This is a genomic window from Pseudomonas solani, from assembly GCF_026072635.1.
In the GTDB taxonomy this organism is placed as follows: Bacteria; Pseudomonadota; Gammaproteobacteria; order Pseudomonadales; family Pseudomonadaceae; genus Metapseudomonas; species Metapseudomonas solani.
The window spans coordinates 5,496,413-5,522,611 of the sequence record NZ_AP023081.1 but is presented as its reverse complement, the minus strand read 5'-3'; the positions used below and the strand labels follow the sequence as shown (position 1 = coordinate 5,522,611).

Annotated in this window: 25 protein-coding genes and 2 pseudogenes; 20 read left to right on the top strand and 7 right to left on the bottom strand. The window is 67.8% G+C overall.

Annotated elements, in window-relative coordinates; translation table 11 throughout:
* Positions 1-593: 593 nt before the first annotated feature.
* From feaR to paaY, 3 genes are all read right to left on the bottom strand, one after another.
* Positions 594-1,508 carry a transcriptional regulator FeaR gene (gene feaR, locus PSm6_RS25030; protein ID WP_031286962.1) on the bottom strand — a complete coding sequence of 305 codons (915 nt, stop codon included), beginning with the start codon at positions 1,506-1,508 and terminating at the stop codon, positions 594-596.
* A gap of 156 nt (positions 1,509-1,664) precedes the next feature.
* A complete protein-coding gene (paaX, locus tag PSm6_RS25025; RefSeq protein ID WP_021217224.1) occupies positions 1,665-2,588 on the bottom strand; it encodes a phenylacetic acid degradation operon negative regulatory protein PaaX in 924 nt (307 codons plus the stop codon).
* A 67-nt stretch (positions 2,589-2,655) separates the two neighbouring features.
* The gene (gene paaY, locus PSm6_RS25020) at positions 2,656-3,252 is read right to left on the bottom strand and encodes a phenylacetic acid degradation protein PaaY (RefSeq protein ID WP_265168524.1); all 597 of its coding nucleotides are present in this window, start codon (positions 3,250-3,252) and stop codon (positions 2,656-2,658) included.
* Between the two features lie 420 nt (positions 3,253-3,672).
* Between paaY and paaF the strand changes: the two genes are divergently transcribed.
* The 6 genes from paaF to paaK all read left to right on the top strand — a co-directional run bounded on the left by paaF (position 3,673) and on the right by paaK (position 9,842).
* Positions 3,673-4,446 carry a 2,3-dehydroadipyl-CoA hydratase PaaF gene (gene paaF, locus PSm6_RS25015; protein WP_265168523.1) on the top strand — a complete coding sequence of 258 codons (774 nt, stop codon included), beginning with the start codon at positions 3,673-3,675 and terminating at the stop codon, positions 4,444-4,446.
* Positions 4,447-4,484: 38 nt separating this feature from the next.
* The gene (gene paaG, locus PSm6_RS25010) at positions 4,485-5,276 is read left to right on the top strand and encodes a 2-(1,2-epoxy-1,2-dihydrophenyl)acetyl-CoA isomerase PaaG (protein ID WP_265168522.1); all 792 of its coding nucleotides are present in this window, start codon (positions 4,485-4,487) and stop codon (positions 5,274-5,276) included.
* 4 nt (positions 5,277-5,280) lie between these two features.
* The gene (gene paaH, locus PSm6_RS25005; RefSeq protein WP_265168521.1) at positions 5,281-6,804 is read left to right on the top strand and encodes a 3-hydroxyacyl-CoA dehydrogenase PaaH; all 1,524 of its coding nucleotides are present in this window, start codon (positions 5,281-5,283) and stop codon (positions 6,802-6,804) included.
* Positions 6,791-7,240, top strand: a complete 450-nt coding sequence (paaI, locus tag PSm6_RS25000; protein WP_021217229.1) for a hydroxyphenylacetyl-CoA thioesterase PaaI — start codon at positions 6,791-6,793, stop codon at positions 7,238-7,240. Before paaH ends, paaI begins: the two co-directional genes overlap by 14 nt.
* The gene (pcaF, locus tag PSm6_RS24995; RefSeq protein ID WP_021217230.1) at positions 7,233-8,438 is read left to right on the top strand and encodes a 3-oxoadipyl-CoA thiolase; all 1,206 of its coding nucleotides are present in this window, start codon (positions 7,233-7,235) and stop codon (positions 8,436-8,438) included. Before paaI ends, pcaF begins: the two co-directional genes overlap by 8 nt.
* Positions 8,439-8,528: 90 nt before the next feature.
* Positions 8,529-9,842, top strand: coding sequence for a phenylacetate--CoA ligase PaaK (gene paaK / locus PSm6_RS24990; RefSeq protein WP_021217231.1), 1,314 nt, complete (start codon positions 8,529-8,531; stop codon positions 9,840-9,842).
* Between the two features lie 283 nt (positions 9,843-10,125).
* Here paaK and PSm6_RS24985 read toward each other — a convergent pair whose 3' ends face one another.
* Both PSm6_RS24985 and PSm6_RS24980 read right to left on the bottom strand, forming a co-directional pair.
* Positions 10,126-10,497 (bottom strand): helix-turn-helix domain-containing protein, encoded by a 372-nt coding sequence (locus PSm6_RS24985; protein ID WP_021217232.1) that lies wholly within the window; start codon positions 10,495-10,497, stop codon positions 10,126-10,128.
* A pseudogene (locus PSm6_RS24980) lies at positions 10,494-10,631 on the bottom strand (type II toxin-antitoxin system HigB family toxin); the annotation flags it as partial. The pseudogene PSm6_RS24980 and the gene PSm6_RS24985, both read right to left, overlap by 4 nt.
* A 143-nt stretch (positions 10,632-10,774) precedes the next feature.
* Between PSm6_RS24980 and PSm6_RS24975 the strand changes: the two are divergent.
* Entirely contained in the window at positions 10,775-11,128 is a 354-nt protein-coding gene (locus PSm6_RS24975) for a DUF1428 domain-containing protein (RefSeq protein ID WP_021217234.1), read from the top strand.
* A 154-nt stretch (positions 11,129-11,282) separates the two neighbouring features.
* Here the strand turns inward: PSm6_RS24975 and PSm6_RS24970 are convergent, their stop codons facing one another.
* Both PSm6_RS24970 and PSm6_RS24965 read right to left on the bottom strand, forming a co-directional pair.
* Complete coding sequence (locus PSm6_RS24970; RefSeq protein WP_021217235.1) at positions 11,283-11,471, bottom strand: hypothetical protein; 189 nt, start codon at positions 11,469-11,471, stop codon at positions 11,283-11,285.
* A 69-nt stretch (positions 11,472-11,540) separates the two neighbouring features.
* Entirely contained in the window at positions 11,541-11,744 is a 204-nt protein-coding gene (locus PSm6_RS24965; RefSeq protein ID WP_169708331.1) for a hypothetical protein, read from the bottom strand.
* Between the two features lie 536 nt (positions 11,745-12,280).
* Between PSm6_RS24965 and paaA the strand changes: the two genes are divergently transcribed.
* From paaA to PSm6_RS24905, 13 genes and pseudogenes are all read left to right on the top strand, one after another.
* Entirely contained in the window at positions 12,281-13,273 is a 993-nt protein-coding gene (gene paaA, locus PSm6_RS24960) for a 1,2-phenylacetyl-CoA epoxidase subunit PaaA (protein WP_043246348.1), read from the top strand.
* Positions 13,274-13,434: 161 nt separating this feature from the next.
* Positions 13,435-13,716, top strand: coding sequence for a 1,2-phenylacetyl-CoA epoxidase subunit PaaB (gene paaB / locus PSm6_RS24955; protein ID WP_021217238.1), 282 nt, complete (start codon positions 13,435-13,437; stop codon positions 13,714-13,716).
* A gap of 11 nt (positions 13,717-13,727) precedes the next feature.
* Positions 13,728-14,489, top strand: coding sequence for a 1,2-phenylacetyl-CoA epoxidase subunit PaaC (gene paaC, locus PSm6_RS24950; protein WP_265168520.1), 762 nt, complete (start codon positions 13,728-13,730; stop codon positions 14,487-14,489).
* A complete protein-coding gene (gene paaD / locus PSm6_RS24945) occupies positions 14,476-15,009 on the top strand; it encodes a 1,2-phenylacetyl-CoA epoxidase subunit PaaD (RefSeq protein WP_021217240.1) in 534 nt (177 codons plus the stop codon). The genes paaC and paaD overlap by 14 nt, the downstream gene beginning before the upstream one ends.
* A gap of 76 nt (positions 15,010-15,085) precedes the next feature.
* Complete coding sequence (paaE, locus tag PSm6_RS24940; RefSeq protein WP_021217241.1) at positions 15,086-16,162, top strand: 1,2-phenylacetyl-CoA epoxidase subunit PaaE; 1,077 nt, start codon at positions 15,086-15,088, stop codon at positions 16,160-16,162.
* 174 nt (positions 16,163-16,336) lie between these two features.
* Positions 16,337-16,645 (top strand): DUF485 domain-containing protein, encoded by a 309-nt coding sequence (locus PSm6_RS24935; protein ID WP_021217242.1) that lies wholly within the window; start codon positions 16,337-16,339, stop codon positions 16,643-16,645.
* Positions 16,642-18,288: a cation acetate symporter gene (locus tag PSm6_RS24930; protein WP_021217243.1), complete on the top strand. Its 1,647-nt coding sequence runs from the start codon at positions 16,642-16,644 to the stop codon at positions 18,286-18,288. Before PSm6_RS24935 ends, PSm6_RS24930 begins: the two co-directional genes overlap by 4 nt.
* Positions 18,289-18,360: 72 nt before the next feature.
* Positions 18,361-20,415, top strand: coding sequence for a phenylacetic acid degradation bifunctional protein PaaZ (gene paaZ / locus PSm6_RS24925; protein WP_043246338.1), 2,055 nt, complete (start codon positions 18,361-18,363; stop codon positions 20,413-20,415).
* A gap of 226 nt (positions 20,416-20,641) precedes the next feature.
* A complete protein-coding gene (locus PSm6_RS24920; protein ID WP_265168519.1) occupies positions 20,642-21,979 on the top strand; it encodes an alginate export family protein in 1,338 nt (445 codons plus the stop codon).
* A gap of 44 nt (positions 21,980-22,023) precedes the next feature.
* Positions 22,024-23,313: pseudogene (locus PSm6_RS30660) on the top strand (methyl-accepting chemotaxis protein); the annotation flags it as partial.
* Between the two features lie 24 nt (positions 23,314-23,337).
* Positions 23,338-24,168, top strand: a complete 831-nt coding sequence (locus PSm6_RS30655) for a methyl-accepting chemotaxis protein (RefSeq protein WP_371877156.1) — start codon at positions 23,338-23,340, stop codon at positions 24,166-24,168.
* 332 nt (positions 24,169-24,500) lie between these two features.
* Positions 24,501-25,646 (top strand): amine dehydrogenase large subunit, encoded by a 1,146-nt coding sequence (locus tag PSm6_RS24910; RefSeq protein ID WP_031286963.1) that lies wholly within the window; start codon positions 24,501-24,503, stop codon positions 25,644-25,646.
* A gap of 10 nt (positions 25,647-25,656) precedes the next feature.
* On the top strand, positions 25,657-26,196 hold the full coding sequence (locus PSm6_RS24905) for a MauE/DoxX family redox-associated membrane protein (RefSeq protein ID WP_021217248.1): 540 nt from the start codon (positions 25,657-25,659) through the stop codon (positions 26,194-26,196).
* The last annotated feature ends 3 nt before the right edge of the window (positions 26,197-26,199 follow it).

Below are 26,199 nucleotides of genomic sequence, written 5' to 3'. Positions count from 1 at the left end.
TGGTGCTGTCTGCGTTAGCTGTTGTGGTTTTAAAGCAAGGGCTCAAGCACGGCCCTTTCCGGGCCCCAAAGGGTTTGTGCCACCTCCACCGCATGGGTTTCGCTCCGCTCGCGGAACGCCGCCCGACCCATCCTACGAAAGTCCGTGCGCACCACGTGGTGATGCGCTGGACGAAGAAAGGTGGGGGCAGCCGCCAACGCCCCTCCAGGAGGCCGAACGCAGTCGTTGCGCCGGGGGACGAGCGGCATGGATGCCGCGAGAGGCGCGCCAGGCCATGGATGGCCCATCGCGCCGGCCCCCAGACGACGCTTGCGGCGAACGCACTTCAGTGCGGCCCGAAGGGCGAGCGTAGCGAGTAACGGCGATGGAGTGAGGGAACCCCGGCGAAGCCGGGGCCGGATGATGGGGCAAGCGTTTTTGGTTCCTTTTTTGTGGTTCGGCATCCCGACGACTGAAAAAAGGGACTCGCCCGGGTGGGCGAAACCAGAAGTACCAACAAAACTCGGCAATCAGCTGGGCTCAAATCCTCTAGCAACACTTAACGCAGACAGAGCCAATGAATTCGCCCCTACAGCGTCGCGCCTACAGGCCAATCAGTGCTGGTAGCGCTTGCGGTATTCGCCGGGGGAAACGCCGAAGCGCGCCTTGAAGGCCGTGGAGAAGTAGCTGGAGTCCGAGAAGCCCCAGGAGTAGCCGAGGGCCGAGAGCTTGTGCTCGGCGGCGCCCAGGCGCAGGGACTCGGCGCAGAAATCCAGCCGGCGGTTCTTGATGTACTGCGCCACCACCAGGCCCTTGCGCGAGAACATGCGGTACAGGCCGCGCACCGAAACCCCCACCTCGCGAGCCAGCAGCTCGGGGCAAAGCTCCTCGGAGCGGATGTGCGCATCGATGAAGTCCAGGGTCTTGCGGAACGCCCGCTCATGGGGATCGGCATCCCCTTCGGCGGCACTGATGGCCGGGCGCAGCAGGCTGACCACCGCCTCCAGGGTCGCCTCGCTCTCGTGCTGGCTGAGGCACTCGTGCTGGCTGGCCTCGAGGATCAGGCGATGGGTGAGCAGCGCGATGGGCGAGGTGGCGGCGATCTTCTGCGCGCAGCGCACGCTGCCGTAGCGCAGGTTCTGCTCCACCAGGTGGCGCGGCAGGATCAGCGACAGCTGCCGGGAGTTGGCGCCGTAGGTGAAATCGCTGGGCAGCGAGGAGTCGATCAGGGTGATGTCGCCAGGGGCCAGGCGCACGCGGTTGCCGCCCTGCTCCATGTTCGACTCGCCCTGCAGCTGGAAGGCGGCGAAGAAGTGTCGGCTGTCGCTCTGCGCCACCTCATGCTCGGTACGGTAGAGCCGGGCCTGGGCGACGTCGACGAAGCTGAGCTTGATCGCGCCGGATTTGTATTCGCGGACCGCCCCGGAGAATTCCTCCCCGAGGGTCTTGGCGCAGAAGCGCCCGCAAACCTGGTTGATCCGCTGCAACCATTCGTCGAAGCGGTCGGTTCTCAGTGCACGTGCAGTCATGGCCATGGAGCCTCTGGCTAGCTTTCTTATTGTTATTCAAGGCCGCATCGAGGCGACCTTCGTTCATTCTTCCTCCGTGCCATCCCGCAACCTGCGGTGCGGCCCGGCGGATCACGCCAAGCACTTCGCCCTCCAGGGCATTTCGAGACAGGAGCCCTATTTAAGCCCGCCGAACCGCCGATAGAAACTTTCGCCGACATCCGGCAGCGGGCCGTCGGCGGTTTCCAGGGCGCCATTGAGCCATTCCTCGGCCTTGGCTTGCACCAGGCGATAGATGTTGCGGCACAGCTGGCGCGCCGCGCGGCCCTCCCAGTCGCCCGGCAACAGCTCGTCGGGCAGCTGCGGGTCGCGCAGCAGCAATTTGCGGTACTCGTGTATGAGCAGGGTTCGTGCCAGGAAGCAGTCCTGCGGCTGCAGCGCCTCCTGTTCCCGCAGCGCCTGCCAGAGCGGGCGGAACAGCTGGATGAATTCGCTGTAGTGGGTCGCCAGCTCGTCGATGTTCCAGCTCTCGCGAACCTGCATGCGCAGGGCTCTGGACGCCAGGACGTCCTGGGCGGTGGTCTCGAAGACGATGGTTTCCTCCAGGGCGTCGAGGTCCTGCAGGGTGGCGTTCACGTCCATGCGGTCACAGCGCGGGCAGGCCAGCACGATGGGGGAAATCGCACCAAAACCTTGCCACTCCAGCTCCTCGCGCACCTGTTTGCGCTTTTCCTGGGGCAGCTGCGAGAGCATCACCAGGCACCAGGAGCCGTCCCAGGCCGGCAGGCTGGAGCTGTACACGCGCTTGAAGGCCTTCTCGAAACGCCGCCGCCCGGTGCCGGTGAGGCTGTAGTAGCTGCGCCGGCCGACCTTCTCGGCGGTGAGCCAGCCTTCCTTGGTCAGGCGGAAGATCGAAGTGCGGATCAGCCGCTCGTTGACGCCGATGGGCTCCAGCAGCTGGATCAGGCTGCCCAGCCACACGGTGCCGCCATGGGGCTCGATGGCATCGCCATAGAGGGTGATGATCAGCGAGCTGGCGCGCAGCGGCGTCTGCTCCTGGAAGCGGGTGATGAGGTGCTGCAGGGGAGCGAGGGACGTCATGGGCGAACCGGGCGCTGGAAAGTTGCCGAATATACCCGCCGCATCGGCGCGCTGACCACAGTCGCACTCATGCCGATTCCCCCTTGGGACGCAGGCCGTCGACGCGGTTGCGTGGGCGATCGGCCTCCACCGCCGCCAGCGGCTCGCAGGCCACCATGCTCGCCATGCAGCGCCGCGCCAGCGCCTGGTACTCCTGGGTGCCGCGCTGTTTCCAGGCCACCTCCTCGTCGCTGAGGCGGCGCTTCACCTGCGCCGGCGCGCCCATGACCAGGGACTGCTCCGGGCACTCGAAGCGCGCCTTGACGAAGGCGGCGGCGGAAACGAACGAACGGGCGCCGATCAGGGCGCCATCCATCACCACCGCATTCATTCCCACCAGGGCGTCCTCGCCGATGCGGCAACCGTGCAGCACCGCGCCATGGCCTATATGGCCGTTGCGCTCCACCACCGTGTCGCTTTCCGGGAAGCCGTGCATCACGCAGGTGTCCTGGATGTTGGCGCCCTCCTCCAGGACGATTCGCCCGAAGTCGCCACGCAGGCTGGCCAGTGGGCCCACATAGCAGTTGGGGCCGATGATCACGTCGCCGATCAAAACCGCCGAAGGGTGCACGTAGGCGCTCGGGTCCACCACCGGAACCAGGCCGTCGAGGCTGTAGCAGGTCATGGCTCGACACCCCGCGCGACGGGCTGTAGAGGGAAAAGGCGGCTCATGGTCGGTCCTCGCAGGGCGATGCCGCAACGGAAAGCGATGCGACGGATGACGCAACTTGTATCACATCATTTTTATCGGATAAAGCAGGTAATCGCGTATCGGTTGGTGCGAGGCCCACGCCCGCCTCGCGAAATCCGCATGAATACTGGATAAACCTCCCGGGAAAGGGCAGCAGGCCAGCACCCGGATATCCATCGAAGCATGGAAAGACACCTCATTAGAGACACATAAATACGATTCAATACTTATTGTTTTGTATCGCTTCATGCGTATACTCCGGAAAAACGCCAGCCCGCCCAATGGACGAACGCCTGGCAATCCAACAACAAAGCCCGGCCCAGATGCCGCGCGTGCACCCTGAGGGCCCGCTCCATGCCCGAGACTCTTGCCGTCCTGCCCCCCGACCGGGGCGTGCGCCTGATCACCCTGCAGCGCCCGGAGGCGCTCAACGCCCTGAACACCCGGCTGCTGGGCGAACTGGCCCAGGAACTGGACGATGCGGAACGCGACCCGCAGACCCGCGTGGTGGTGATCACCGGCAGCCGCAAGGCCTTCGCCGCTGGCGCCGACATCAACGAGATGGCCGAGCGCGACCTGGTAGGCATCCTCGACGACCCGCGCCAGGCCCACTGGCAGCGCATCACCCGCTTCCCCAAACCCCTGATCGCCGCAGTCAACGGCTTCGCCCTCGGCGGCGGCTGCGAACTGGCCATGCACGCCGACATCCTCATCGCCGGCGAGGACGCCCGCTTCGGCCAGCCGGAAATCAACCTCGGCATCATGCCCGGCGCCGGAGGCACCCAGCGTCTGCTGCGCGCCGTGGGCAAGTCCCTGGCCATGCAGATGGTGCTCAGCGGCGAGGCCATCGACGCCCGCCACGCCCTGCGCGCCGGCCTGGTCAGCGAAGTGACCCAGCCGGAGTTCACCGTCGAGCGCGCCCTGGCCATCGCCCGCGTCATCGCCGGCAAGGCACCCCTGGCCCTGCGCCTGGCCAAGGAGGCGCTGCTCAAGGCGCAGGACACCGACCTCGCCAGCGGCCTGCGCTTCGAGCGCCACGCCTTCACCCTGCTGGCCGGCACCCGTGACCGCAAAGAAGGCCTCGCCGCCTTCCGCGAGAAACGCACCCCCGAATTCACCGGCCGCTGACCCGGCCGCCCACAACTCGACTCCATAGAGCGCACGCCATGAATTTCGAGCACATCCTGTTTTCCATCGAGGCCGGGGTCGCCACCCTCAGCCTCAACCGCCCTGAACAGCTCAACAGCTTCAACGCCGCCATGCACGGCGAGGTCCGCGAGGCCCTCAAGCGCGTGCGCCAGGACCCGGAGGTGCGCGTACTGCTGCTCACCGGCGAGGGCCGCGGCTTCTGCGCCGGGCAGGACCTGGCCGACCGCAACGTCGCGCCGGGCGCCGAAATGCCCGACCTGGGGCTGTCCATCGAGCGCTTCTACAACCCGCTGATCCGCGCCCTGCGCGACCTGCCGCTGCCGGTGATCTGCGCGGTCAACGGCGTGGCCGCCGGTGCCGGCGCCAACATCCCGCTGGCCTGCGACCTGGTGCTGGCGGCGCGTTCCGCGAGCTTCATCCAGGCCTTCTGCAAGATCGGCCTGGTGCCCGACTCCGGCGGCACCTGGAGCCTGCCGCGCCTGGTCGGCATGGCCCGCGCCAAGGCCCTGGCCCTGCTGGGCGAGCGGCTGAGCGCCGAACAGGCCGAGCAATGGGGGCTGATCCACCGCGTGGTGGACGACGCCGAGCTGCGCGACGAGGCCCTGAAGCTGGCGCGCCACCTGGCCACCCAGCCCACCTACGGCCTGGCCCTGATCAAGCGCGCCCTCAACGCCAGCCTGGACAACGGCTTAGACCAGCAGCTGGAGCTGGAGCGCGACCTGCAGCGCCTCGCCGGCCGCAGCGAGGACTACCGCGAAGGCGTTGGCGCCTTCATGGAGAAACGCACCCCGAGCTTCAAAGGACGCTGAGCCCATGCACGCCCTGAACAGAGAAACCCCGGTGGCCGTGATCGGCGCGGGCGCCATGGGCGCCGGCATCGCCCAGGTCGCCGCCCAGGCCGGGCACCCGGTGCGCCTGTACGACACCCGCCCCGGTGCCGCGGCCCAGGCCATCGCCGGTATCGACCGGCAGCTCGCCCGCCTGGTGGAGAAAGGCAAGCTGGAGGCCGACGCCCAGGCCGCCACCCTCGCCCGCCTGCACCCGGCCGATGCGCTGGAAGAACTGGCCGACGCCGGCCTGGTGATCGAGGCGATCGTCGAAAAGCTGGAGATCAAGCGCGAGCTGCTGCAGCGCCTGGAAGCCCTGTGCGCCCCCGACTGCATCCTCGCCAGCAACACCTCGTCGCTGTCCATCACCAGCCTCGCCGCCGGCCTGCAGCACCCGGGCCGCGTGCTCGGCATGCACTTCTTCAACCCCGCGCCGCTGATGGCGCTGGTGGAGGTCGTCTCCGGCCTCGCCAGCGACCCGCCCCTGGCCGCCCGCCTGTTCGCAACCGCCCGCGCCTGGGGCAAGCAGCCGGTGCACGCGCGCTCCACCCCTGGCTTCATCGTCAACCGCGTGGCGCGCCCCTTCTATGCCGAAAGCCTGCGCCTGCTGCAGGAGGGTGCCGCCGACTGCGCCACCCTGGACGCCTTGCTGCGCGAGGCCGGCGGCTTCCGCATGGGCGCCTTCGAACTCACCGACCTGATCGGCCATGACGTCAACTACGCCGTCACCTGCTCGGTGTTCGACGCCTACTACGGCGACTTCCGCTTCCAGCCCTCGCTGATCCAGAAGGAGCTGGTGGAAGCCGGCCGCCTTGGGCGCAAGAGCGGCCGGGGCTTCTACGACTACGCCGAAGGCGCCGAGCGCCCACAGGCGGCGACGCTCGCCAGCACCGCCACCGTGGACGCCTGCGCCATCGAAGGCGACCTCGGTGTCGCAGCCCCGCTGGTGCAGCGCCTGGAAAGCGCCGGCGTGCGGGTCACCCGCCGTGACGGCGCCGGGCTGCTGCGGGTCGGCGACGCCACCCTGGCGCTGAGCGACGGCCGCCTGGCCGCCCAGCGCGCCCGCGAGGACGGCCTCGACAACCTGGTGCTGCTGGACCTGGCCCTCGACTACGGCCGCGCCGAACGCCTCGGCATCAGTTGGGCGGCAGGCACCACCCAGGCCGCCATCGACGCGGCGGTCGCCCTGCTCGCCCGCGCCGGCATCGCCGCCAGCCCGCTGGCCGACGTCCCCGGCCTCGCCGTGCTGCGCACCGTGGCCATGCTCGCCAACGAAGGCGCCGACGCCCTGCTCCACGGGGTCGCCAGCGCCGCCGACATCGACCTGGCCATGTGCGCCGGGGTCAATTACCCGCGCGGCCCGCTGGCCTGGGCCGACGCCATCGGCCTGCCGCAGGTGCTGCGCACCCTGGACAACCTGCAGGCCGCCTATGGCGAGCCGCGCTACCGCCCCTCGCTGGCCCTGCGCCGCCGGGTGGCCGAAGGGAGGACGCTGCATGACCAACCGTGAAGCCCTGTCGCTGGCCGAAGCCTGCGCCAGCACCCTGTACGAACGCGACGCCGCCAGCCAGGCCATGGGCATGCGCCTGCTCTCGGTGGCGCCCGGCGCCGCGCGGGTCGGCATGAGCGTGCGCGCCGACATGCTGCAGGGCGTCGGCACCTGCCACGGCGGCCATCTGTTCGCCCTGGCCGACTCGGCCTTCGCCTTCGCCTGCAACACCTACAACGAAGTCACCGTGGCCATCGGCTGCAGCATCGACTACGTGGCCCCGGCGCACCTGGGGGACACCCTCACCGCCCAGGCCACCGAACAGAGCCGCAGCGGCCGCACCGGCAACTACGACGTGCGCATCGAGAACCAGAACGGGCAGCTGATCGCCCTGTTCCACGGCAAGTCCTACAAGGTGCGCGGCACCCTGCTCGACGAGGAATCCCTGCATGAATGACGCCCTGATCATCGACGCCGTACGCACGCCCATCGGGCGCTACGCCGGCGCCCTGTCCTCCGTTCGCGCCGACGACCTCGGCGCGGTGCCGATCCGCGCCCTGATGCAGCGTCACCCCGAGCTGGACTGGGGCGCCATCGACGACGTGATCTACGGCTGCGCCAACCAGGCCGGCGAAGACAACCGCAACGTCGCGCGCATGGCCGCCCTGCTCGCCGGCCTGCCGGTCACCGTGCCCGGCACCACCCTCAACCGCCTGTGCGGCTCGGGGCTGGACGCCATCGGCAGCGCCGCCCGCGCCCTGCGCTGCGGCGAGGCCGGGTTGATGCTGGCCGGCGGCGTGGAATCCATGTCCCGTGCGCCCTTCGTGATGGGCAAGTCCGAGCAGGCCTTCGGCCGCAGCGCGGAACTGTTCGACACCACCATCGGCTGGCGCTTCGTCAACGGTCTGATGAAGCGCCAGTACGGCATCGACTCCATGCCCGAGACGGCGGAGAACGTCGCCGAGCAGTTCGGCATCAGCCGCGCCGACCAGGACGCCTTCGCCCTGCGCAGCCAGCTCAAGGCCGTCGCCGCCCAGGCCAATGGCCGCCTGGCGAAGGAAATCGTTCCGGTGGAGATTGCCCAGCGCAAGGGGCCGTCGAAGTGGGTCGAACAGGACGAGCACCCGCGCGGCGACACCACCCTGGAGCAGCTGGCGCGCCTCGGCACGCCCTTCCGCGAGGGCGGCAGCGTCACCGCCGGCAACGCCTCCGGGGTCAACGACGGCGCCTGCGCCCTGCTGCTGGCCAGCACCGATGCCGCCCGCCGCTTCGGCCTGAAACCCCGCGCCCGCGTGGTCGCCATGGCCTGCGCCGGCGTCGAGCCGCGCATCATGGGCATCGGCCCGGTGCCGGCCACGCGCAAGGTGCTGGCGCTCGCCGGCCTGTCGCTCGCCGACATGGACGTGATCGAACTCAACGAGGCCTTCGCCGCCCAGGGCCTGGCCGTGCTCCGCGAGCTGGAGCTGGCCGACGACGACCCGCGGGTCAACCCCAATGGCGGCGCCATCGCCCTGGGCCACCCGCTGGGCATGAGCGGCGCGCGCCTGGTCACCACCGCGCTGCACGAACTGGAAGCCCGCGCCGGCCGCTACGCCCTCTGCACCATGTGCATCGGCGTCGGCCAGGGCATCGCCCTGATCATCGAAAAACTGTAACCGCCACACCGGACCGGGAAGGCCGGGAGTATCCTGCCTTCCTGCACTCAGGCGCCCAGCGCCACGCACAAGAACAATACGAGTGATGAAATGAACATGATCGCCAATGCCGCCTTGCTCGACCCGATGGAAACCGCCAGCGTCGACCAGCTCCGCCGCCACCAGCTGGAGCGCCTGCGCTGGAGCCTCGACCACGCCTACCGCAACGTGCCGCTGTACCGTCAGCGCTTCGACGAACTGGGCGTGCACCCCGAAGACCTGAAAAGCCACGACGACCTCGCCCGCTTCCCCTTCACCGGCAAGTCCGACCTGCGCGACAACTACCCCTACGGCATGTTCGCCGTGCCCCAGGAAGAGGTGGTGCGCATCCACGCCTCCAGCGGCACCACCGGCAAGCCCACCGTGGTCGGCTACACCCAGAACGACATCGACACCTGGGCCAACGTGGTGGCGCGCTCGATCCGCGCCGCCGGTGGCCGCAAGGGCGACAAGGTGCACGTCTCCTACGGCTACGGCCTGTTCACTGGCGGCCTCGGCGCGCACTACGGCGCCGAGCGCCTGGGCTGCACCGTGATCCCCATGTCCGGCGGCCAGACCGAGAAGCAGGTCCAGCTGATCCGCGACTTCCAGCCGGACATCATCATGGTCACCCCCTCCTACATGCTGAACCTGGCCGACGAGATCGAGCGCCAGGGCCTGGACCCGCACAAGCTGGCCCTGCGCCTGGGCATCTTCGGCGCCGAGCCCTGGACCGCCGAGCTGCGCCGCGCCATCGAGGAGCGCCTGGGCATCACCGCCCTGGACATCTACGGCCTCTCGGAAATCATGGGCCCGGGCGTGGCCATGGAATGCGCCGAAACCAAGGACGGCCCGACCATCTGGGAAGACCACTTCTACCCCGAGATCATCGACCCGGTGACCGGCCAGGTGCTGCCGGACGGGCAGATGGGAGAGCTGGTGTTCACCTCCCTGTCCAAGGAAGCGCTGCCGATGATCCGCTACCGCACCCGCGACCTCACCCGCCTGCTGCCGGGCACCGCGCGGCCCATGCGGCGCATCGACAAGATCACCGGGCGCAGCGACGACATGCTGATCATCCGGGGCGTCAACGTCTTCCCCACGCAGATCGAGGAGCAGGTGCTCAAAGTCCGCCAGCTGGCCGAAACCTACGAGATCCACCTCTCGCGCAACGGCAACCTCGACAGCATGGAAGTCCACGTCGAACCCCGCCACGGCCTGGAGCCCCTGGACGAGACCCAGGAACTGGCGCTGTGCAGCGAGCTGGGTCGCCACATCAAGACCTACATCGGCATCAGCTCGCGCATCGTGCTGCGCCCGGCGTACTCCCTGAAACGCTCCGAGGGCAAGGCCTGCCACGTCTACGACAACCGCGCCAAGGCGTGAGCCGCCCACGCTTTTAGAATGTGGAGGGGCACAGACAGTCCTCGGAGTTTGCGGCCGCCGCTCACTCCGGACGTAGGGTGTGCTGCGCGCACCTGGGCTCGCCGGAAGCACCCTGCGGCGGTGCGCACGGCACACCCTACGGCTCGAGCTCATCCTGTCGTGCCCTCAGTTCGAGTCGTCACAGGCAAAGCCGATGACACATGACCACGCCCTAAGGGCGTGACTGCTCACGTTCAAATGAAAAGCCCCGCCGAAGCGGGGCTTTTTGCCGTGCTGGAACCACTCAGACGGCGGTCGGCGGCTTGATCAGGCTTTCTGCGGGAATGCCGAACACCTCGTGCAGCTTCCAGATCATCGGCAAGGTGAGGGAGCGCTTGCCATTGAGCACTTCGTAGACCCGGTTCGGGCGCCCGATGGCGGGCACCAGGTCGGCGACGGTCAACCCCGACTGCTCCATGCGGAACTTGATGGCCTCCACCGGCCCGGGCAGGTCGACCGGGAAGTGACGCGCCTCGTACGCCTCGATCAAGGTGAGCATCACCTCGAAGAAGTCGCCTTCGGGCGTGTCCGGCTCAGGCTCGTTCTCGAACAGCGGCGCCACCAGCTCGAGCGCCGCGCGGTAGTCATCGTCAGTGCGAATCGGGCGGATGTTCATGATCCCGGGCCCATCTCCACAGTGTTGGCATCGATGGCGTCGTACTCCCTGTGAGTACCGACGAACTTGATATAGAGCGCACCGAAGCGGTAGGCAACCGCCACCACCAGCCGATAGTCATTGCCCTTGATACTGCCTCACAACCTGCAGCCGCCGCGCCGCTCGTCGGAACAGCCCGGGCATTCGCCCAGGAATTGTCTCAATCGCCAATCCTGAATCGACTACCGGATGAGACCGGCACGTGGACCGCCACGCGCCACCGACCAGGAGATCGCTCATGAGCTATGTAGATGGATTCGTCGTTCCCGTGCCCACCGCCAAGCGCGAGGCCTATATCGCCATCGCCCGCATCGCCGCCCAGGTGTTCAAGGACCATGGCGCCCTCAGCGTCGTCGAGTGCTGGGGCGATGACGTGCCGGAGGGCAAGGTGACCTCCTTCCCCATGGCGGTGAAACGCAAGGACGACGAGACGGTGGTGTTCTCGTGGATCACCTGGCCGTCCCGCCAGGCCCGCGACGAGGGCATGAAGAAATCCATGGAGGACCCGCGCCTGCACCCCGATCCCGAGAAGATGCCCTTCGACGGGCAGCGCATGATCTTCGGCGGTTTCGACGTGATAGTCGACGCCTGATGCCAGGTAGCCCGGGCTTCAGCCCGGGGACTTCTTCGCGAATGAATTCGCTCCCACAGGGAGTCGATGCGCAGCATCCACTGGACGAAGAAGTCGGAGCATCTAGAACGGTGGGCTGAAGCCCACCCTACGCCTGTAGCCCACCGGATCAGGGCTACGGCGCCGGGGATTGCAGCGCCACCAGCACGCCGTCGGCCCAGCGCAGGCGCGAGGCGAGGCGGCCGGAGTCCTCGCGGGCGGGCGCGGCCAGTTCAGTGGCGCCTTCCGCCAGGGCCTGGGCGTGCAGTTCTGCGACGCGCGGGGTGACCAGCAGCACCTCGATGGCTTCTAGACCCGCGCCCATCAGCCCTTCGCCTTCGTGGTCATTTCGAACATCCCCTGAATGATGGGTTCGAGTGGAATGTGAGGGCGCTCAGCCCCGCACAAGCCCGCGCAGCGAGCTCACCAGCCAGGCGACGGCCATCAGCTCCAGCGCCACCAGCACGCCCACCAGCTCACCGAGCTCGGCCGAGAACAGGGGCAGGCACAGCCCGCCATCGGCGCAGGCGAGGAACGGACGCAGCGCAGCCACCAGCGCCACCACACCCACCCCGCAAGCCAGCAACGCCAGAGCCAAGTGCCCGAACGCCTCCGACGAAGGCGCCGAGAACGACCACGGCCTCGGCCCACGCCAAGCCACCAACGCCGCGCCGGAACCCGGATTGAAACAGAAGGATGAACACCCGCGCCTGAACATGAAGGCCTCCAATGCCAATGGCAGGCCGGCAGTATGCAAAGGCGCGCAGCGCCGGTCTTTTAAGCTTTGGGGGGCAATTGTTAAAAAGAGTAAAGGGAACGAAACAACGTAGTCATTACCGAAATTTTGAATCTCTTTCCCCTTAGCTGGAAGCTTGAAGCCTGAAGCTGGAAGAAAAAGCCAACAAGCGCCCCAGCCCACGACTCTGGCTCTGGCTCTGGCTCTGGCTCTGGCTCTGGCTCTCAGCTTCCAGCTTCCAGCTTCCAGCTTCCAGCTCCTAGCTTGCCACTTGAAGCTTGCCACTTGCCGCTTTTCCAATCCGACACTTATTTTTTAATTTGATATTTGTTTTTGTATCATTTAAAACTAGCGCCATGGCCAAGCCACCCCACGAACCCGCATGGCTGGAGAACGGCATGTACGCACAATTGGTTGAGACCGGCGTGAAGCGCGTGAAGGCGCTGGAGGAGATGTCCCCGGAAGAGCGCGCCTTCCAGGAAAAGATCGATGCGGAAATCAAGATCGAGCCGAAGAACTGGATGCCGGACGCCTACCGGCAGACGCTGATCCGGCAGATTTCCCAACACGCGCATTCCGAGATCGTCGGCATGCTGCCGGAAGGCAACTGGGTGACCCGCGCGCCCACCCTGAAGCGCAAGCTGCAGCTGATGGCGAAGATCCAGGACGAGGCCGGCCACGGCCTGTACCTCTACAGCGCCATGGAAACCCTCGGCGCCTGCCGCGACGAGGAAGTCGCCAAGCTGCACAGCGGCCGCGCCAAGTACTCGAGCATCTTCAACTACCCGACCCTGAGCTGGGCCGACATGGGCGCGGTGGGCTGGCTGGTGGATGGCGCCGCCATCGTCAACCAGGTGGTGCTGCAGCGCACCTCCTACGGCCCCTACTCCCGCGCCATGATCCGTATCTGCAAGGAGGAGTCCTTCCACCAGCGCCAGGGCTACGAAATCCTCCTGCACATGATGCGCAACGGCACCCAGGCGCAGAAGGACATGGTCCAGGACGCCATCAACCGCCTGTGGTGGCCTTCGCTGATGATGTTCGGCCCCAGCGACGAACACTCCCCCAACAGCGCCCAGTCCATGGCCTGGAAGATCAAGCGCCAGGGCAACGACGAACTGCGCCAGCGCTTCATCGACCAGACCGTGCCGCAACTGGAGCTGCTCGGCTGCACCGCGCCGGACCCGCACCTGAAGTGGAACGAGGAACGCGGCCACTACGACTTCGGCGACATCCAGTGGGACGAGTTCTACGAGGTGCTCAAGGGCAACGGCCCCTGCAACCAGGAGCGCGTCGCCACCCGCCGCAAGGCCATCGAAGACGGTGCCTGGGTCCGCGAAGCCGCGGTGGCCCATGCCCGCAAACAACAACAGAAGCGCGACGCCGCCTGACCAAAACCCGATTCCGCCGCTGAGCTAGCGAGCTAGAGCAGAACGAGGCGGAAGCAGACGCGGGCGCGGAGTTTACGACTGTAAATGAGCAAGTCCGGGTCTGTTTCCAACGACGTTATGCCGACGCGCAGCAGCTCATACCTGATGAGCAGGAGAACACAATGAGTGAATGGACCCTTTACGAAGTCTTCGTGCGCAGCAAGCACGGCCTCAACCACAAGCATGTCGGCAGCGTGCACGCCGCCGACGCCGCCATGGCCATCGAGAACGCCCGTGAGCTGTACACCCGCCGCAACGAGGGCGTGAGCCTCTGGGTGGTGCCATCGGCGCTGATCACCGCTTCCTCCCCCGATGAGAAGGAACCGCTGTTCGACCCGGCCGAAGACAAGGTCTATCGCCACGCCAGCTTCTACGAGCTGCCGGCCGAAGTCGGCCACATGTGAGGCCGCTCGCCATGAATACCAAACACGACCTGATCGAATACCTGCTGCGCCTCGGCGACAGCGCCCTGGTGCAGGGCCAGCGCCTTTGCGAATGGTGCGGCAAGGCCCCGGCCCTGGAAGAGGAGCTGGCGTTGATGAACGTCGGCCTCGATCTGGTGGGCCAGGCCCGCAACTGGCTGGAATACGCCGCCGAGCTGCTGGACGACGGCCGCGACGCCGACCACCTGGCCTACCGCCGCGACGAACGTGCCTACCGCAACCTGCTGCTGGTGGAGCAACCCAACGGCGACTACGCGGTGACCATCACCAAGCAGTTCCTCTATGACGCCTGGCACTTCCAGGTGCTGCACGGCCTCAGCAGCTCCAGCGACGAACGCATCGCCGGCATCGCCGCCAAGGCACTGAAGGAAGTCACCTACCACCTGCGCCGCTCCACCGAATGGGTGCAGCGCCTGGGCGACGGCACCGAGGAAAGCCATCGGCGCATGCTGGCGGCCATCCGCGACACCTGGCGCTTCACCGTCGAACTGGTGAACGGCGACGAGGTGGAGCAACGCCTGGCCGCCGCTGGCATCGCTCCGGCGCCGGACGACGTCGCCGCTGCCTGGAAGGCCAAGGTCACCGACACCTTCGCCAGCGCCACCCTGCCGCTGCCGGAGCCGGCCAGCTACTTCTACCTTTCCGGCCGCCGTGGCCTGCACACCGAGCACCTCGGCCTGCTGCTGGCCGAGATGCAGTTCCTGCAAAGGGCCCATCCCGATGCGTCCTGGTGAGCTGATCGCCAGCGACCGTGGCGCCCGCCCCGGCGCACCCGCCGACCTGGCCCGCGCCTGGTCGGTGCTCGGCGAGGTGATGGACCCGGAAGTGCCGGTGGTCAGCGTGGTCGACCTCGGCATCGTCCGGGCCCTCGACTGGCGAGGCGGCCACCTTCACGTGGTGGTCACCCCCACCTATTCGGGTTGCCCGGCCACCGAGGTGATCGAGCGTGACATCGAGCAGGCGCTGGAAGGCGCCGGTTTCGCCGCGCCGAACCTGGAACGCCGCCTGGCGCCGGCCTGGACCACCGACTGGATCAGTGACGACGGCCGCGAGCGCCTGCGCGCCTATGGCATCGCCCCGCCCAGCGGCAGCACCAGCAAGCGCGCCCTGCTGGGCGAAGCCCCGGAAATCCGCTGCCCGCAGTGCGGCAGCGTGCATACCGAACAGTTGAGCGAATTCGGCTCCACGGCCTGCAAGGCCTTGCACCGTTGCAAGGAGTGCCTGGAGCCCTTCGATTACTTCAAGTGCATATAGGAGAGCGAACACAGGCCGTTGCCACTGGCGCCGGTTGTATTCGTCCTCCATGCGGTAAAGCCGAAGGAGAACAACAATGAGCAAATTCCATAGCCTGACCATCAAGGAAGTGCGCCCGGAAACCCGCGACGCGGTGTCCATCGCCTTCGACATCCCCGCGAGTCTCAGCGACAACTTCCGCTTCACCCAGGGCCAGCACCTGGTGGTGCGCACCCAGCTGGACGGCGAGGAAGTGCGCCGCTCCTACTCCATCTGCACCGGCGTCAATGACGGCGAGCTGCGCGTCGCGGTCAAGCGCGTGGCGGGCGGGCGCTTCTCCAGCTGGGCCAACGAACAGCTGAAGGCCGGCCACAGCCTCGACGTGATGCCGCCCTCCGGCCACTTCAACGTGCCGCTGGACCCGGTGCGCCACGGCCACTACCTGGCGGTCGCCGCCGGCAGCGGCATCACGCCGATCCTCTCCATCGTCAAGACCACCCTGGAGACCGAGCCCAACAGCCGCGTCACCCTGCTCTACGGCAACCGTTCCAGCGCCTCGGCACTGTTCCGCGAACAGCTGGAAGACCTGAAGAACCGCTACCTGCAGCGCCTCAACCTGATCTTCCTGTTCAGCCGCGAGCAGCAGGACGTGGACCTCTACAACGGTCGCATCGATGCCGACAAATGCGGCCAGCTGTTCCAGCGCTGGATCGACGTGCGCGCCCTGGACGCCGCCTTCATCTGCGGCCCCCAGGCGATGACCGAGACCGTGCGCGACCAGCTCCGCGCCAACGGCATGCCGGCCGAGCGCATCCACTTCGAGCTGTTCGCCGCCGCCGGCAGCGAGCACAAGCGCGAAGCCCGCGAGGCTGCCCACGAAACGAACGCTGCGCAAAGCCGGGTGACGGTGATCAGCGACGGCCGCGAAGTGAGCTTCGAGCTGGCCCGCAACAGCCAGAGCCTGCTCGACGCCGGCAACGCCCAGGGCCTGGAACTCCCCTACTCCTGCAAGGCCGGCGTCTGCTCCACCTGCAAGTGCCGGGTGGTCGAGGGGGAAGTGGAGATGGACAGCAACTTCGCCCTGGAGGACTACGAGGTGGCCGCCGGTTACGTGCTCTCGTGCCAGTCCTATCCGCTGACGGACAAAGTCGTCCTCGACTTCGACCAGCTCTGAGGATGGCCGTCATAGCGTCCCTGGCGTTGTTGGGCGGGCTCGCCGTACAGAAACGTACTGTCTTCGCCCACCCGCCTAGCCAGGAACGCTCTGCCAACCACCCTGGGTAGAAAGCTTCACTCGCTTCACCTGCGTGCCGCACCGTCTCGACAACCACAACAAGAGAGAGCAGCCATGACCCCGCAAGACCTCGATCGCATCCGGCAGCACCCGGATTTCATCCAGCTGGTCAAGCGCAAGCAGCGCCTGACCTGGTCCCTCACCGCCGCCATGCTGGTGATCTACTACGGCTTCGTGCTGCTGGTGGCCTTCGCCCCGGGCCTGCTGGGTCGTTCCCTCAGTGGCGGGGTCACCAGCGTCGGCATGCTGGTGGGCGTAGTCATCATCCTCCTGGCCTTCGGCCTCACCGGTATCTACGTGACGCGCACCAACCGCGTGCTCGACCCGCTGAACGACAAGCTCAAGCAGGAGTGCGCACCATGAAGGCCCTCCTCGCTCTCACCGCCTGCGCCACCCTGCTGGCCTCCGGCAGCGCCCTGGCCGCCGATGCCGGCGCGCGGCCGCTGAACTTGCCCGCCATCTACATGTTCCTGGCGTTCGTCGTGTTCACCCTCGGCATCACCCGCTGGGCCGCCCTGCGCACCCGCTCCACTGCCGACTTCTATACCGCCGGTGGCGGCCTCACCGGCTTTCAGAACGGCCTGGCGATCGCCGGCGACATGATCAGCGCGGCGTCCTTCCTCGGCATCTCGGCGATGATGTTCATGAACGGCTACGACGGCCTGCTCTACGCCCTGGGCGTGCTCGCCGGCTGGCCGATCATCCTCTTCCTGATCGCCGAGCGCCTGCGCAACCTGGGCCGCTTCACCTTCGCCGACGTGGTGTCCTACCGCCTCGACCAGAGCCCGATCCGCATCACCGCCGCCTTCGGCACCCTCACCGTGGCGCTGCTCTACCTGGTGGCGCAGATGGTCGGCGCCGGCAAGCTGATCGAGCTGCTGTTCGGCCTCAGCTACCTGCAGGCGGTGTTGCTGGTGGGCGTGCTGATGGTCTGCTACGTCACCTTCGGCGGCATGCTCGCCACCACCTGGGTGCAGATCATCAAGGCCGTGCTGCTGCTCTCGGGCACCAGCTTCATGGCCTTCATGGTGCTGCGCCACTTCGGCTTCAGCACCGAGGCGATGTTCGCCGCCGCGGCCTCGGTGCACGCCAAGGGCGCCGCGATCATGGCGCCGGGCGGGTTGCTGTCGAACCCCGTCGATGCCATCTCCCTCGGGCTCGGCATGATGTTCGGCACCGCCGGCCTGCCGCACATCCTCATGCGCTTCTTCACCGTCAGCGACGCCAAGGAAGCGCGCAAGAGCGTGTTCTACGCCACCGGCTTCATCGGCTATTTCTACCTGCTGCTGATAGTGGTGGGCTTCGGCTCCATCGTCATGGTTGGCACCAACCCGGAGTTCCGCGACGCCGCCGGCGCCATCATCGGCGGCGGCAACATGGTCGCCGTGCACCTGTCCCATGCGGTGGGCGGCAGCCTGTTCCTCGGCTTCATCTCCGCCGTGGCCTTCGCCACCATCCTTGCGGTGGTCGCCGGCCTGGCGCTCTCCGGTGCCTCGGCGGTGTCCCACGACCTGTACGCCTGCGTGATCCGCAAGGGCCAGGCCAGCGAGCGCGAGGAGATGCGCGTATCACGCCTCGCCACCCTGGGCATCGGCGTGCTGGCGGTGATCCTCGGCATCCTCTTCGAGTCGCAGAACATCGCCTTCCTTTCCGGTCTGGTGCTGGCCATCGCCGCCTCGGTCAACTTCCCGGTGCTGTTCCTCTCCATGTTCTGGAAGGGCCTGACCACCCGGGGCGCCGTCGCCGGCAGCCTGGCCGGCCTGGCGTCGGCCATCGCCCTGCTGGTGGCCAGCCCGGCGGTGTGGGTCAACGTGCTGCACCACGAGCAGGCGCTGTTCCCCTACGCCAACCCGGCGCTGTTCTCCATGACCCTGGCCTTCTCCAGCGCCTGGCTGTTCTCGGTCACCGACCGTTCCGAGCGCGCCACCCGGGAACGCGGCCGCTACCTGGCCCAGTTCATCCGCTCCATGACCGGCATCGGCGCGGCCGCCGCCAGCCGCCACTGACTCCTCGGCCGCCCCCAGCTCCCGAGCGGGGGCGGCCCCACCCCCTCGAACACCGCCTCAAGGAGAACCACCATGAGCAACGTCACCACCCTGCAGAGCCTTATCGCCGGCCGCTGGATCGGCCAGCACGGCGCCCAGACCCTGCGCAGCGCCATCGACGGCAGCGCGCTGTTCCGCACCCATGAAGAGCACCTGGATTTCGCCGAAGCCGTCGAGTTCGGCCGCCGTCGCGGCATTCCCGCGCTGATGGCGCTGGACTTCCAGCAGCGCGCCGCGCGCCTCAAGGCCCTGGGCCTCTACCTCAACGAGCGCAAGGAGCAGCTCTACGCCCTGTCGCGCCACAGCGGCGCCACCCGCGCCGACAGCTGGATCGACATCGAGGGCGGCAGCGGCACCCTGTTCGCCTATGCCGGCGTCGGCGCCCGTGAGCTGCCTTCCGGCAACGTGGTGCACGAAGGCCCGGCCATGCAACTGGGCAAGCAGGGCCTGTTCGCCGGTAGCCATATCCTGGTGCCGCGCGGCGGCGTCGCCGTGCACATCAACGCCTTCAACTTCCCCATCTGGGGGATGCTGGAGAAGTTCGCGCCGAGCTTCCTCGCCGGCATGCCCTGCATCGTCAAGCCGGCCACCGCCACCAGTTACCTCACCGAGGCCGCCGTGCGCCTGATGCACGAATCCGGCCTGCTCCCCGAGGGCAGCCTGCAACTGGTGATCGGCGGCACGGGCGATCTGCTCGACCGCCTCCAGGGCCAGGACGTGGTGACCTTCACCGGCTCCGCCGACACCGCCGCCAAGCTGCGGGTGAACGCCAACCTGGTGCGCAATTCCATCCCCTTCAACGCCGAGGCGGACTCGCTGAACTGCGCCATCCTCGCCCCGGAAATCACCCCGGACGACCCGGAGTTCGACCTCTTCGTCAAGGAAGTGGCCCGGGAGATGACGGTGAAGGCCGGGCAGAAGTGCACCGCCATCCGCCGCGCCATCGTGCCGGCAAAACACATCGATGCCGTGGCCGAGCGCCTGCGCGAGCGCCTGGCCAAGGTGGTGGTCGGCGACCCGGCCGTGGAAGGCGTGAAGATGGGCGCCCTGGCCTCCCATGCCCAGCAGGCAGACGTCGCCGCGCGGGTGGAAACTCTGCTGGCCGGCAGCGAGCTGCTGTTCGGTGCCCGCGACGGCTTCGCCCCGCAAGGTGAAGGCGTGGCCGAAGGGGCTTTCTTCGCCCCCACCCTGCTGCGCGCCCGCGACCCGCACGCCGAAGGCGGCGCCCACGACATCGAGGCCTTCGGCCCGGTGAGTACGCTGATGGCCTATGACGACATCGACGAAGCCATCGCCCTCGCCGCCCGTGGCAAGGGCAGCCTGGTGGCCAGCCTGGTGACCCGCGACCCGGCCGTCGCCGCTTACGTGGTACCGCGCGCCGCCGCCCTGCACGGCCGCCTGCACATTCTCGACCGCGAGTCCGCCGCCGAATCCACCGGCCACGGCTCGCCGCTGCCGGTGCTCAAGCACGGCGGCCCCGGCCGCGCCGGCGGTGGCGAGGAACTGGGCGGCCTGCGCGCCGTGAAGCACTACCTGCAACGCGCCGCCGTGCAGGGCTCGCCCACCATGCTCGCCGCCGTCACCGGCGAATACGTGCGCGGTGCCAAGGTGATCGAAACCGAGGTGCATCCGTTCCGCCGCTGGTTCGACGAGCTGCAGATCGGCGAATCCCTGCTCACCCACCGCCGCACCGTCACCGAAGCCGATATCGTCAACTTCGGCTGCCTCTCGGGCGACCACTTCTACATGCACTTCGACGAGCTGGCGGCCAAGGAATCCCAGTTCGGCAAGCGCATCGCCCACGGCTACTTCGTGCTCTCCGCTGCCGCCGGCCTGTTCGTCTCCCCGGCCCCCGGCCCGGTGCTGGCCAACTACGGCCTCGACACGCTGCGCTTCGTCAACCCGGTGGGCATCGGCGACACCATCCAGGCGCGCCTGACCTGCAAGCGCAAGATCGACCAGGGCAAGAAGAGCGCCAAGGGCGAGCCCCAGGGCGTGGTGGCCTGGGACGTGGAAGTCACCAACCAGGACGGCGAGCTGGTGGCCAGCTACGACATCCTCACCCTGGTGCTCAAGCGTCCTACCTGAGCCAGGTATCGCGCAGCACCTCCCCGCAACTCCAGGTAGCCCGGGCTTCAGCCCGGGCTCACCCCTCTGCCCTACACCCGAACGATTCCCACGCAATCTGGCATGCACAGCCAAACGGTTGGCAAGCAGGCACAAGGCTGGCGCGAGGGCGATCCGTACCATCGCCCCATGGGCCGATCCGCGTAGAGCCCCCACGCCAACACCAACAACAACGGGAATCCCACGCATGCAAACTCTCACCCGCGTCACGCCGCTGTTCCGGCTGTCCACCCTCGCTTTATTGGTGGCCTGCGCCTCCCAGGCCGGGGCCTACGAGCTCTACGCCGACGAAGACACCCATCTCAATGCCGACCTGGAAGCCGTGTTCGGCGTCTTCCACAGCCAGGAGAACTACGCCACCACCGGCACCAAGTCGAAAGGGTCCTCCAGCTGGCGCGAGGGCTACATCAAGTACGGCATCAGCGGCGACCAGGGCCTGGGCGGCGCCGGTACCGGCTATGGCGCATTCAACCTGCTCAGCTCCGCCACCTGGGGAGATGGCGACGCGGCGGGCTTCACCGATGGTGACGAGCGCACCACCAAGATCGAGGACGCCTATCTGGGCTGGCGCTCCGGCACCCTGTTCGAGGCCTTGGGCGAGGACGGCATCGACTTCTCCTTCGGCCGCCAGAACATCTCGGTGGGCGACGGCTTCCTGATCAACGGCGACGCCCTGAACCTGGGCAACGGCCTGGCCGACGGCGAGTTCGACCGTGGCGGCGCCTACTGGCTGGCGGCGCGCAAGGCCTTCGACCAGACCGCCGTGCTGCGCATCGGCGGCAAGGACGGCTGGCGCGGCGACCTGATGTGGCTGAAGTCCGACAACCGTTCCCAGGCCAAGCCCGAGCTGTTCGTCGGCACCCTGGAGCACGTGGCCGAGCAAGGCACCGTCGGCCTGACCTGGATCGACATCCGCGACGTCGACGAGGAATACGCCTCCCCCATCCAGCTCGACCGCGACGGCATGAAGACCTACAGCCTGCGCGCCCAGGGCAATGCCGGCGTAGAGAACCTGTTCCTCTCCGGTGAATACGCCTGGCAGGACAAGAAGACCGCCGACAACGAGGACGCCTGGTACCTGGAAGCCGGCTGGACCTTCGCCGATGCGCCCTGGAGCCCCAGCGTCAGCTACCGCTACAGCCGCTTCTCCGAGGCCTTCGACCCGCTGTTCTTCGGCTTCAACCGGGGCTACGGCACCTGGTTCCAGGGCGAGGTGGCGGCCAACTACGCCGGCCCCTTCAACAGCAACACCCGCGTCCACCACGTGGCGCTCAAGGCCACTCCGCTGGAGAACCTGAGCATCGGCGCGCTGTACTTCGACTTCGACACCCTCGACCGCGACCTGGGCAACTTCGACGGCCGCGAGCTGGACCTCTACGCCGAGTGGGCGGTCAACGACAACCTGGTGATCATGCCGGTGGTGGGTGTGTACGAGCCCAGCCGCAGCGCCGACAACGGCGGCACCCAGATCGGCAGCAACGACCGCAACCTCTACACCCAGCTGGTGTTCGCCAGCCACTTCTGAGCCTCCGGCGGCGGGCCTCCCGCCGCCCTTCCCCCGAGCACGCCATGCGTACACCTTCCCTGAGCATCCAGAGCCGGATCACCCTGCTCGCCAGCGCCTGCCTGATCCTGGTAGTAGCGTTGCTGGTGGGGCTTTCGCTGTACCAGACCCGGCTCAGCACCGAACGCGTCAAGGCCTCCAGCGGCCGCATGCTGGCTAGCGCCGCCGAAGCCCACATGCAGGCCCAGGCCCGCGTGCAGGCCCTGCAACTCCAGCGCACCTTCCTGCAGACCTACGAGTACGGCCAGGGCCTGTCGCGCTTCCTCCTCTACCTGCGGGCGCGGGGCGCCAGCGGTGAATTGCCGGCCGCCGAATTGCGCCAGCGCGTCGCCGAGCAGATGCGCACCAGCCTCCTCGCCAAGCCCGACCTGCTCGGGCTTTTCGTCATCTTCGAGCGCGACGCGCTGGACGGCGCCGACAGCCAGTTCGTCGGCCAGGACCAGGCCTTCGGCAACGACGCCGGGCGCTTCTCCCTGTACTGGGTGCAGGGCAAGCCGGGCGAGCTGCAACCGGTGGTGGGCCCGGAGCAGATCCTCACCGACACCTCCCCCGGCCCCAGCGGCAGCCCCTACAACGCCTTCTACACCTGCCCCCGCGACAGCCGCCGCGCCTGTGTGCTGGAGCCCTACTTCGACGAGGCCTCGGGCACCCGCCGGCTGGTCACCAGCATCGCCTTCCCGCTGATCGTGGACGGCAAGCTGATCGCCGTGGTCGGCCTCGACATCAGCCTCGATGCCCTGCAGCAGAGCAGCCTGGACAGCAGCCGCGAGCTGTTCGACGGCGCCGGCCGGGTCAGCATCATCAGCCAGGGCGGCGTGGTCGCCGGGCACAGCGCCGATGCCGCGCAACTGGGCAAGCGCCTCGACCAGGTGCTGCCCAACGGTGCCGAGCCGCTGCTCGCCACCCTGCGCCAGGGGCAGCCCATCACCCAGGCGGACGCCGAACGCATCCGCGTGCTGGAGCCGCTACCGCCGATCACCGGCGCCGCGCCCTGGGGCGTGCTGGTGGACGTGCCGCAGCAGGTGCTGCTGGCCCCGGCCGAAGCCTTGCAGAAGGAACTCGATGCCGAGCGTCTGGCCAGCTCCGCGCTGGAGTTCAGCCTCGGCAGCGGCGCCGCCCTGCTCGGCGTGCTGCTGATCTGGTTCGCCGCCTTCCGCATCACCCGCCCGCTGCAGAGCCTGACGCGCATGCTGGAAGACATCGCCGAGGGCGAAGGCGACCTCACCCGGCGCCTGGCCGTGCACTCCCGTGATGAACTGGGCAAGCTCGCCGCCGCCTTCAACCGCTTCGTCGAACGCATCCACGCCTCCCTGGGCGAGGTGGCCTCGGCCACGGGGCAGGTCAACGAAGTGGCCCGCCAGGTGCTGCACAGCTCCAACGCCTCACTGCGCAACTCCGACGAACAGGCCCAGCGCACCAGCAGCGTGGCAGCGGCCATCAACCAGTTGGGCGCGGCCGCCCAGGAGATCGCCCGCAACGCCGCCGACGCTTCGCAGCAGGCCTCCGACGCCCGGCTGCAGAGCGAGGACGGCCGCCAGGTGGTGGGCAAGACCCTGGATGCGATGAACGCGTTGTCGACCCGCATCCAGGCCTCCTGCGGCAACATCGAAAGCCTCAGCGGCAAGACGGTGGACATCGGCCAGATCCTCGACGTGATCAAGGGCATCTCCGAACAGACCAACCTGCTGGCGCTCAACGCCGCCATCGAGGCCGCCCGGGCTGGCGAGGCAGGCCGTGGCTTCGCAGTGGTCGCCGACGAGGTGCGCAGCCTGGCCCACCGCACCCAGGTGTCGGCGCAGGAAATCCAGCGCATGATCGAAGAGCTGCAAGCCGGCGCCCGCGAGGCGGTGGGCACCATGACCGAGAGCCAGCGCTACAGCCAGCAGAGCGTGGAGATTGCCCAGCGCGCCGGCGACAGCCTCTCCGGCGTCACCCGGCGCATCGGCGAGATCGACGGCATGAACCAGTCCGTGGCCACCGCCACCGAGGAACAGACCGCCGTGGTCGAAGCCCTGAACATGGACATCACCGAGATCAACACCCTCAACCAGCAAGGCGTGGAAAACCTCCAGAGCACCCTGCGCGCCTGCTCCGACCTGGAGCAGCAGGCCGAACGCCTGCGGCAGCTGGTGGGCAGCTTCCGCCTCTGAGCCGTCGGGTTGCACCCGACCTACAGGGCCTGCTTTTCGTGAGCGAATTCATTCGCGATGCGGCGTATCCCGGTGAAGCCAGCGCATCGGCTTCACGCCGCCCCGCACAACCCCGCAGGGCGGGTGAAACCCGCTTCGCCGGCACTACACTTTCCCCTGCCCGCTGTGCCTGTACGCAAGCCCCTGGCACGGCGGCACAATGGCTGGCACAGGCAGACAACGGGTTGGCAGACAGAGCAATTTCCCTGGCGCAGCCACGAGGCAGACTGGGACTGCAGAAATCTGTCAACGCACCGCGATCCGCCAGACCAATAATTCAGGGAGCCCCCCTAATGCGAATAAACAGGATCCTCGTCCACTCAGCGCTGAGCCTCGGCTTGTCGCTGGCGGGGCTGAACGCCCATGCGGACCTTCCCGCCGACACCATCGGCCAGGTGACCTTGCCCTTCCCGCCGGAGCCGCACCGCGCCTACATCGTCGACGTCGAGTTCGAGAACTTCGTCGCCGGTCGCGTGACGGTGGTGGACCCGGAGAAGAAGAAGATGCTCGGCATGGTCAGCACTGGCTTCGCCGCGCCCTCGACCCTGAGCCGTGACGGCAAGCGCCTGTACACCGCCGACCTGTTCTATTCGCGCGGCACCCGTGGCACCCGCACCGACGTGCTGACCGCCTGGGACACCTCCACCCTGTCGCCGTCCTGGGAAGTGCTGATCCCCACCAAGCGCGCCGAGATGCTCACCCAGCGCTACTCCCTGGGCACCAGCAGCGACGACCGTTTCGTCTACGTCTACAACTTCACTCCGTCCACCTCGGTCACCGTGGTCGACACCCAGGCCAAGGCGGTGACCGCCGAGATCGCCATCCCCGGGTGCGTGCTCAACTACCCGGTGGGCAAGCGCGCCTTCGCCTCGCTGTGCGGCGACGGCAAGCTGCAGGTGATCAAGCTCGACGACAACGGCAAGGAAGTGGCGCGCACCCAGACCGCCTTCTTCGACCCCAACGCCGAGAAGCTGGTGGAGCGCGGCATCGCCCTGGGCGACACCTACTACTTCACCACCACCACCGGCACCGTGCGCGGCGTGGACGTTTCCGGCGACAAGCCGAAATTCCTCGAGCCCTGGTCGCTGACCACCGAGGCCGAGCGCAAGGCCGGCTGGGCACCGGGTGGCTGGCAGCTGCTGGCCGTGGCGCCCAAGCTCAACCGCCTGTACGTGCTGATGCACGACGCCCACGAGCCGATGAAATGGGAAGACCCGAGCCCCTTCGTCTGGGTCTACGACCTGAAGACCGGCAAGAAGGTCGCCACCCTGGAAGCGCCCAACCCGATCTGGAGCCTGGCCGCCACCAACGACGACAAGCCGTTGCTGCTGGGCACCAACATCACCGGCGGGCTGGAAGTCTTCGACCTGGCCAGCGGCAAGCACACCGGCACCATGGAAAAGATCGCCAAGACGCCGATCCAGATCCTCAGCCACTAGGAGGTCCGCCATGTACAGCGACCCGATCTTCGTCATCGCCAGCGCCCTCGCCGTCGCGGTGATCCTGGCCAGCGCCGCGACCCACAAGTTGCGCGCGCCGGCCCGGTTCCGCGACCAGGTGGAGGCCTACCAGCTGTTGCCGAAGGTGCTGCTCAAGCCCTTCGCCCGGCTGCTGCCGCTGCTGGAGGTAGCCCTGGCCTTCGCCCTGCTGGTGCCCGCCAGCCGCAGCCTCGCCGCCCTCGGCGCGGCCCTGCTGCTGGCCGCCTATGCCGGCGCCATCGGCCTGAACCTGTGGCGCGGCCGTCGCGACATCGATTGCGGCTGCTCCGGCCCGGACCAGTCCCAGCCCATCCGCCCGCAGCTGCTGCTGCGCAACGCGGTGCTGGTGGCCCTGGCGCTGGTCGCCACCCTCACCCCCGGCGCCCGTGAACTGGGCGCCTTCGACGGCTTCGTGGTGATCGCCGCGGCCGCCGTCGCCCTGCTCATCTATGCCGCGGCCGATGGCCTGCTGGCCAACAGCCCCCGTCTGCTCAAACTCATTGGAAGGTGAAAT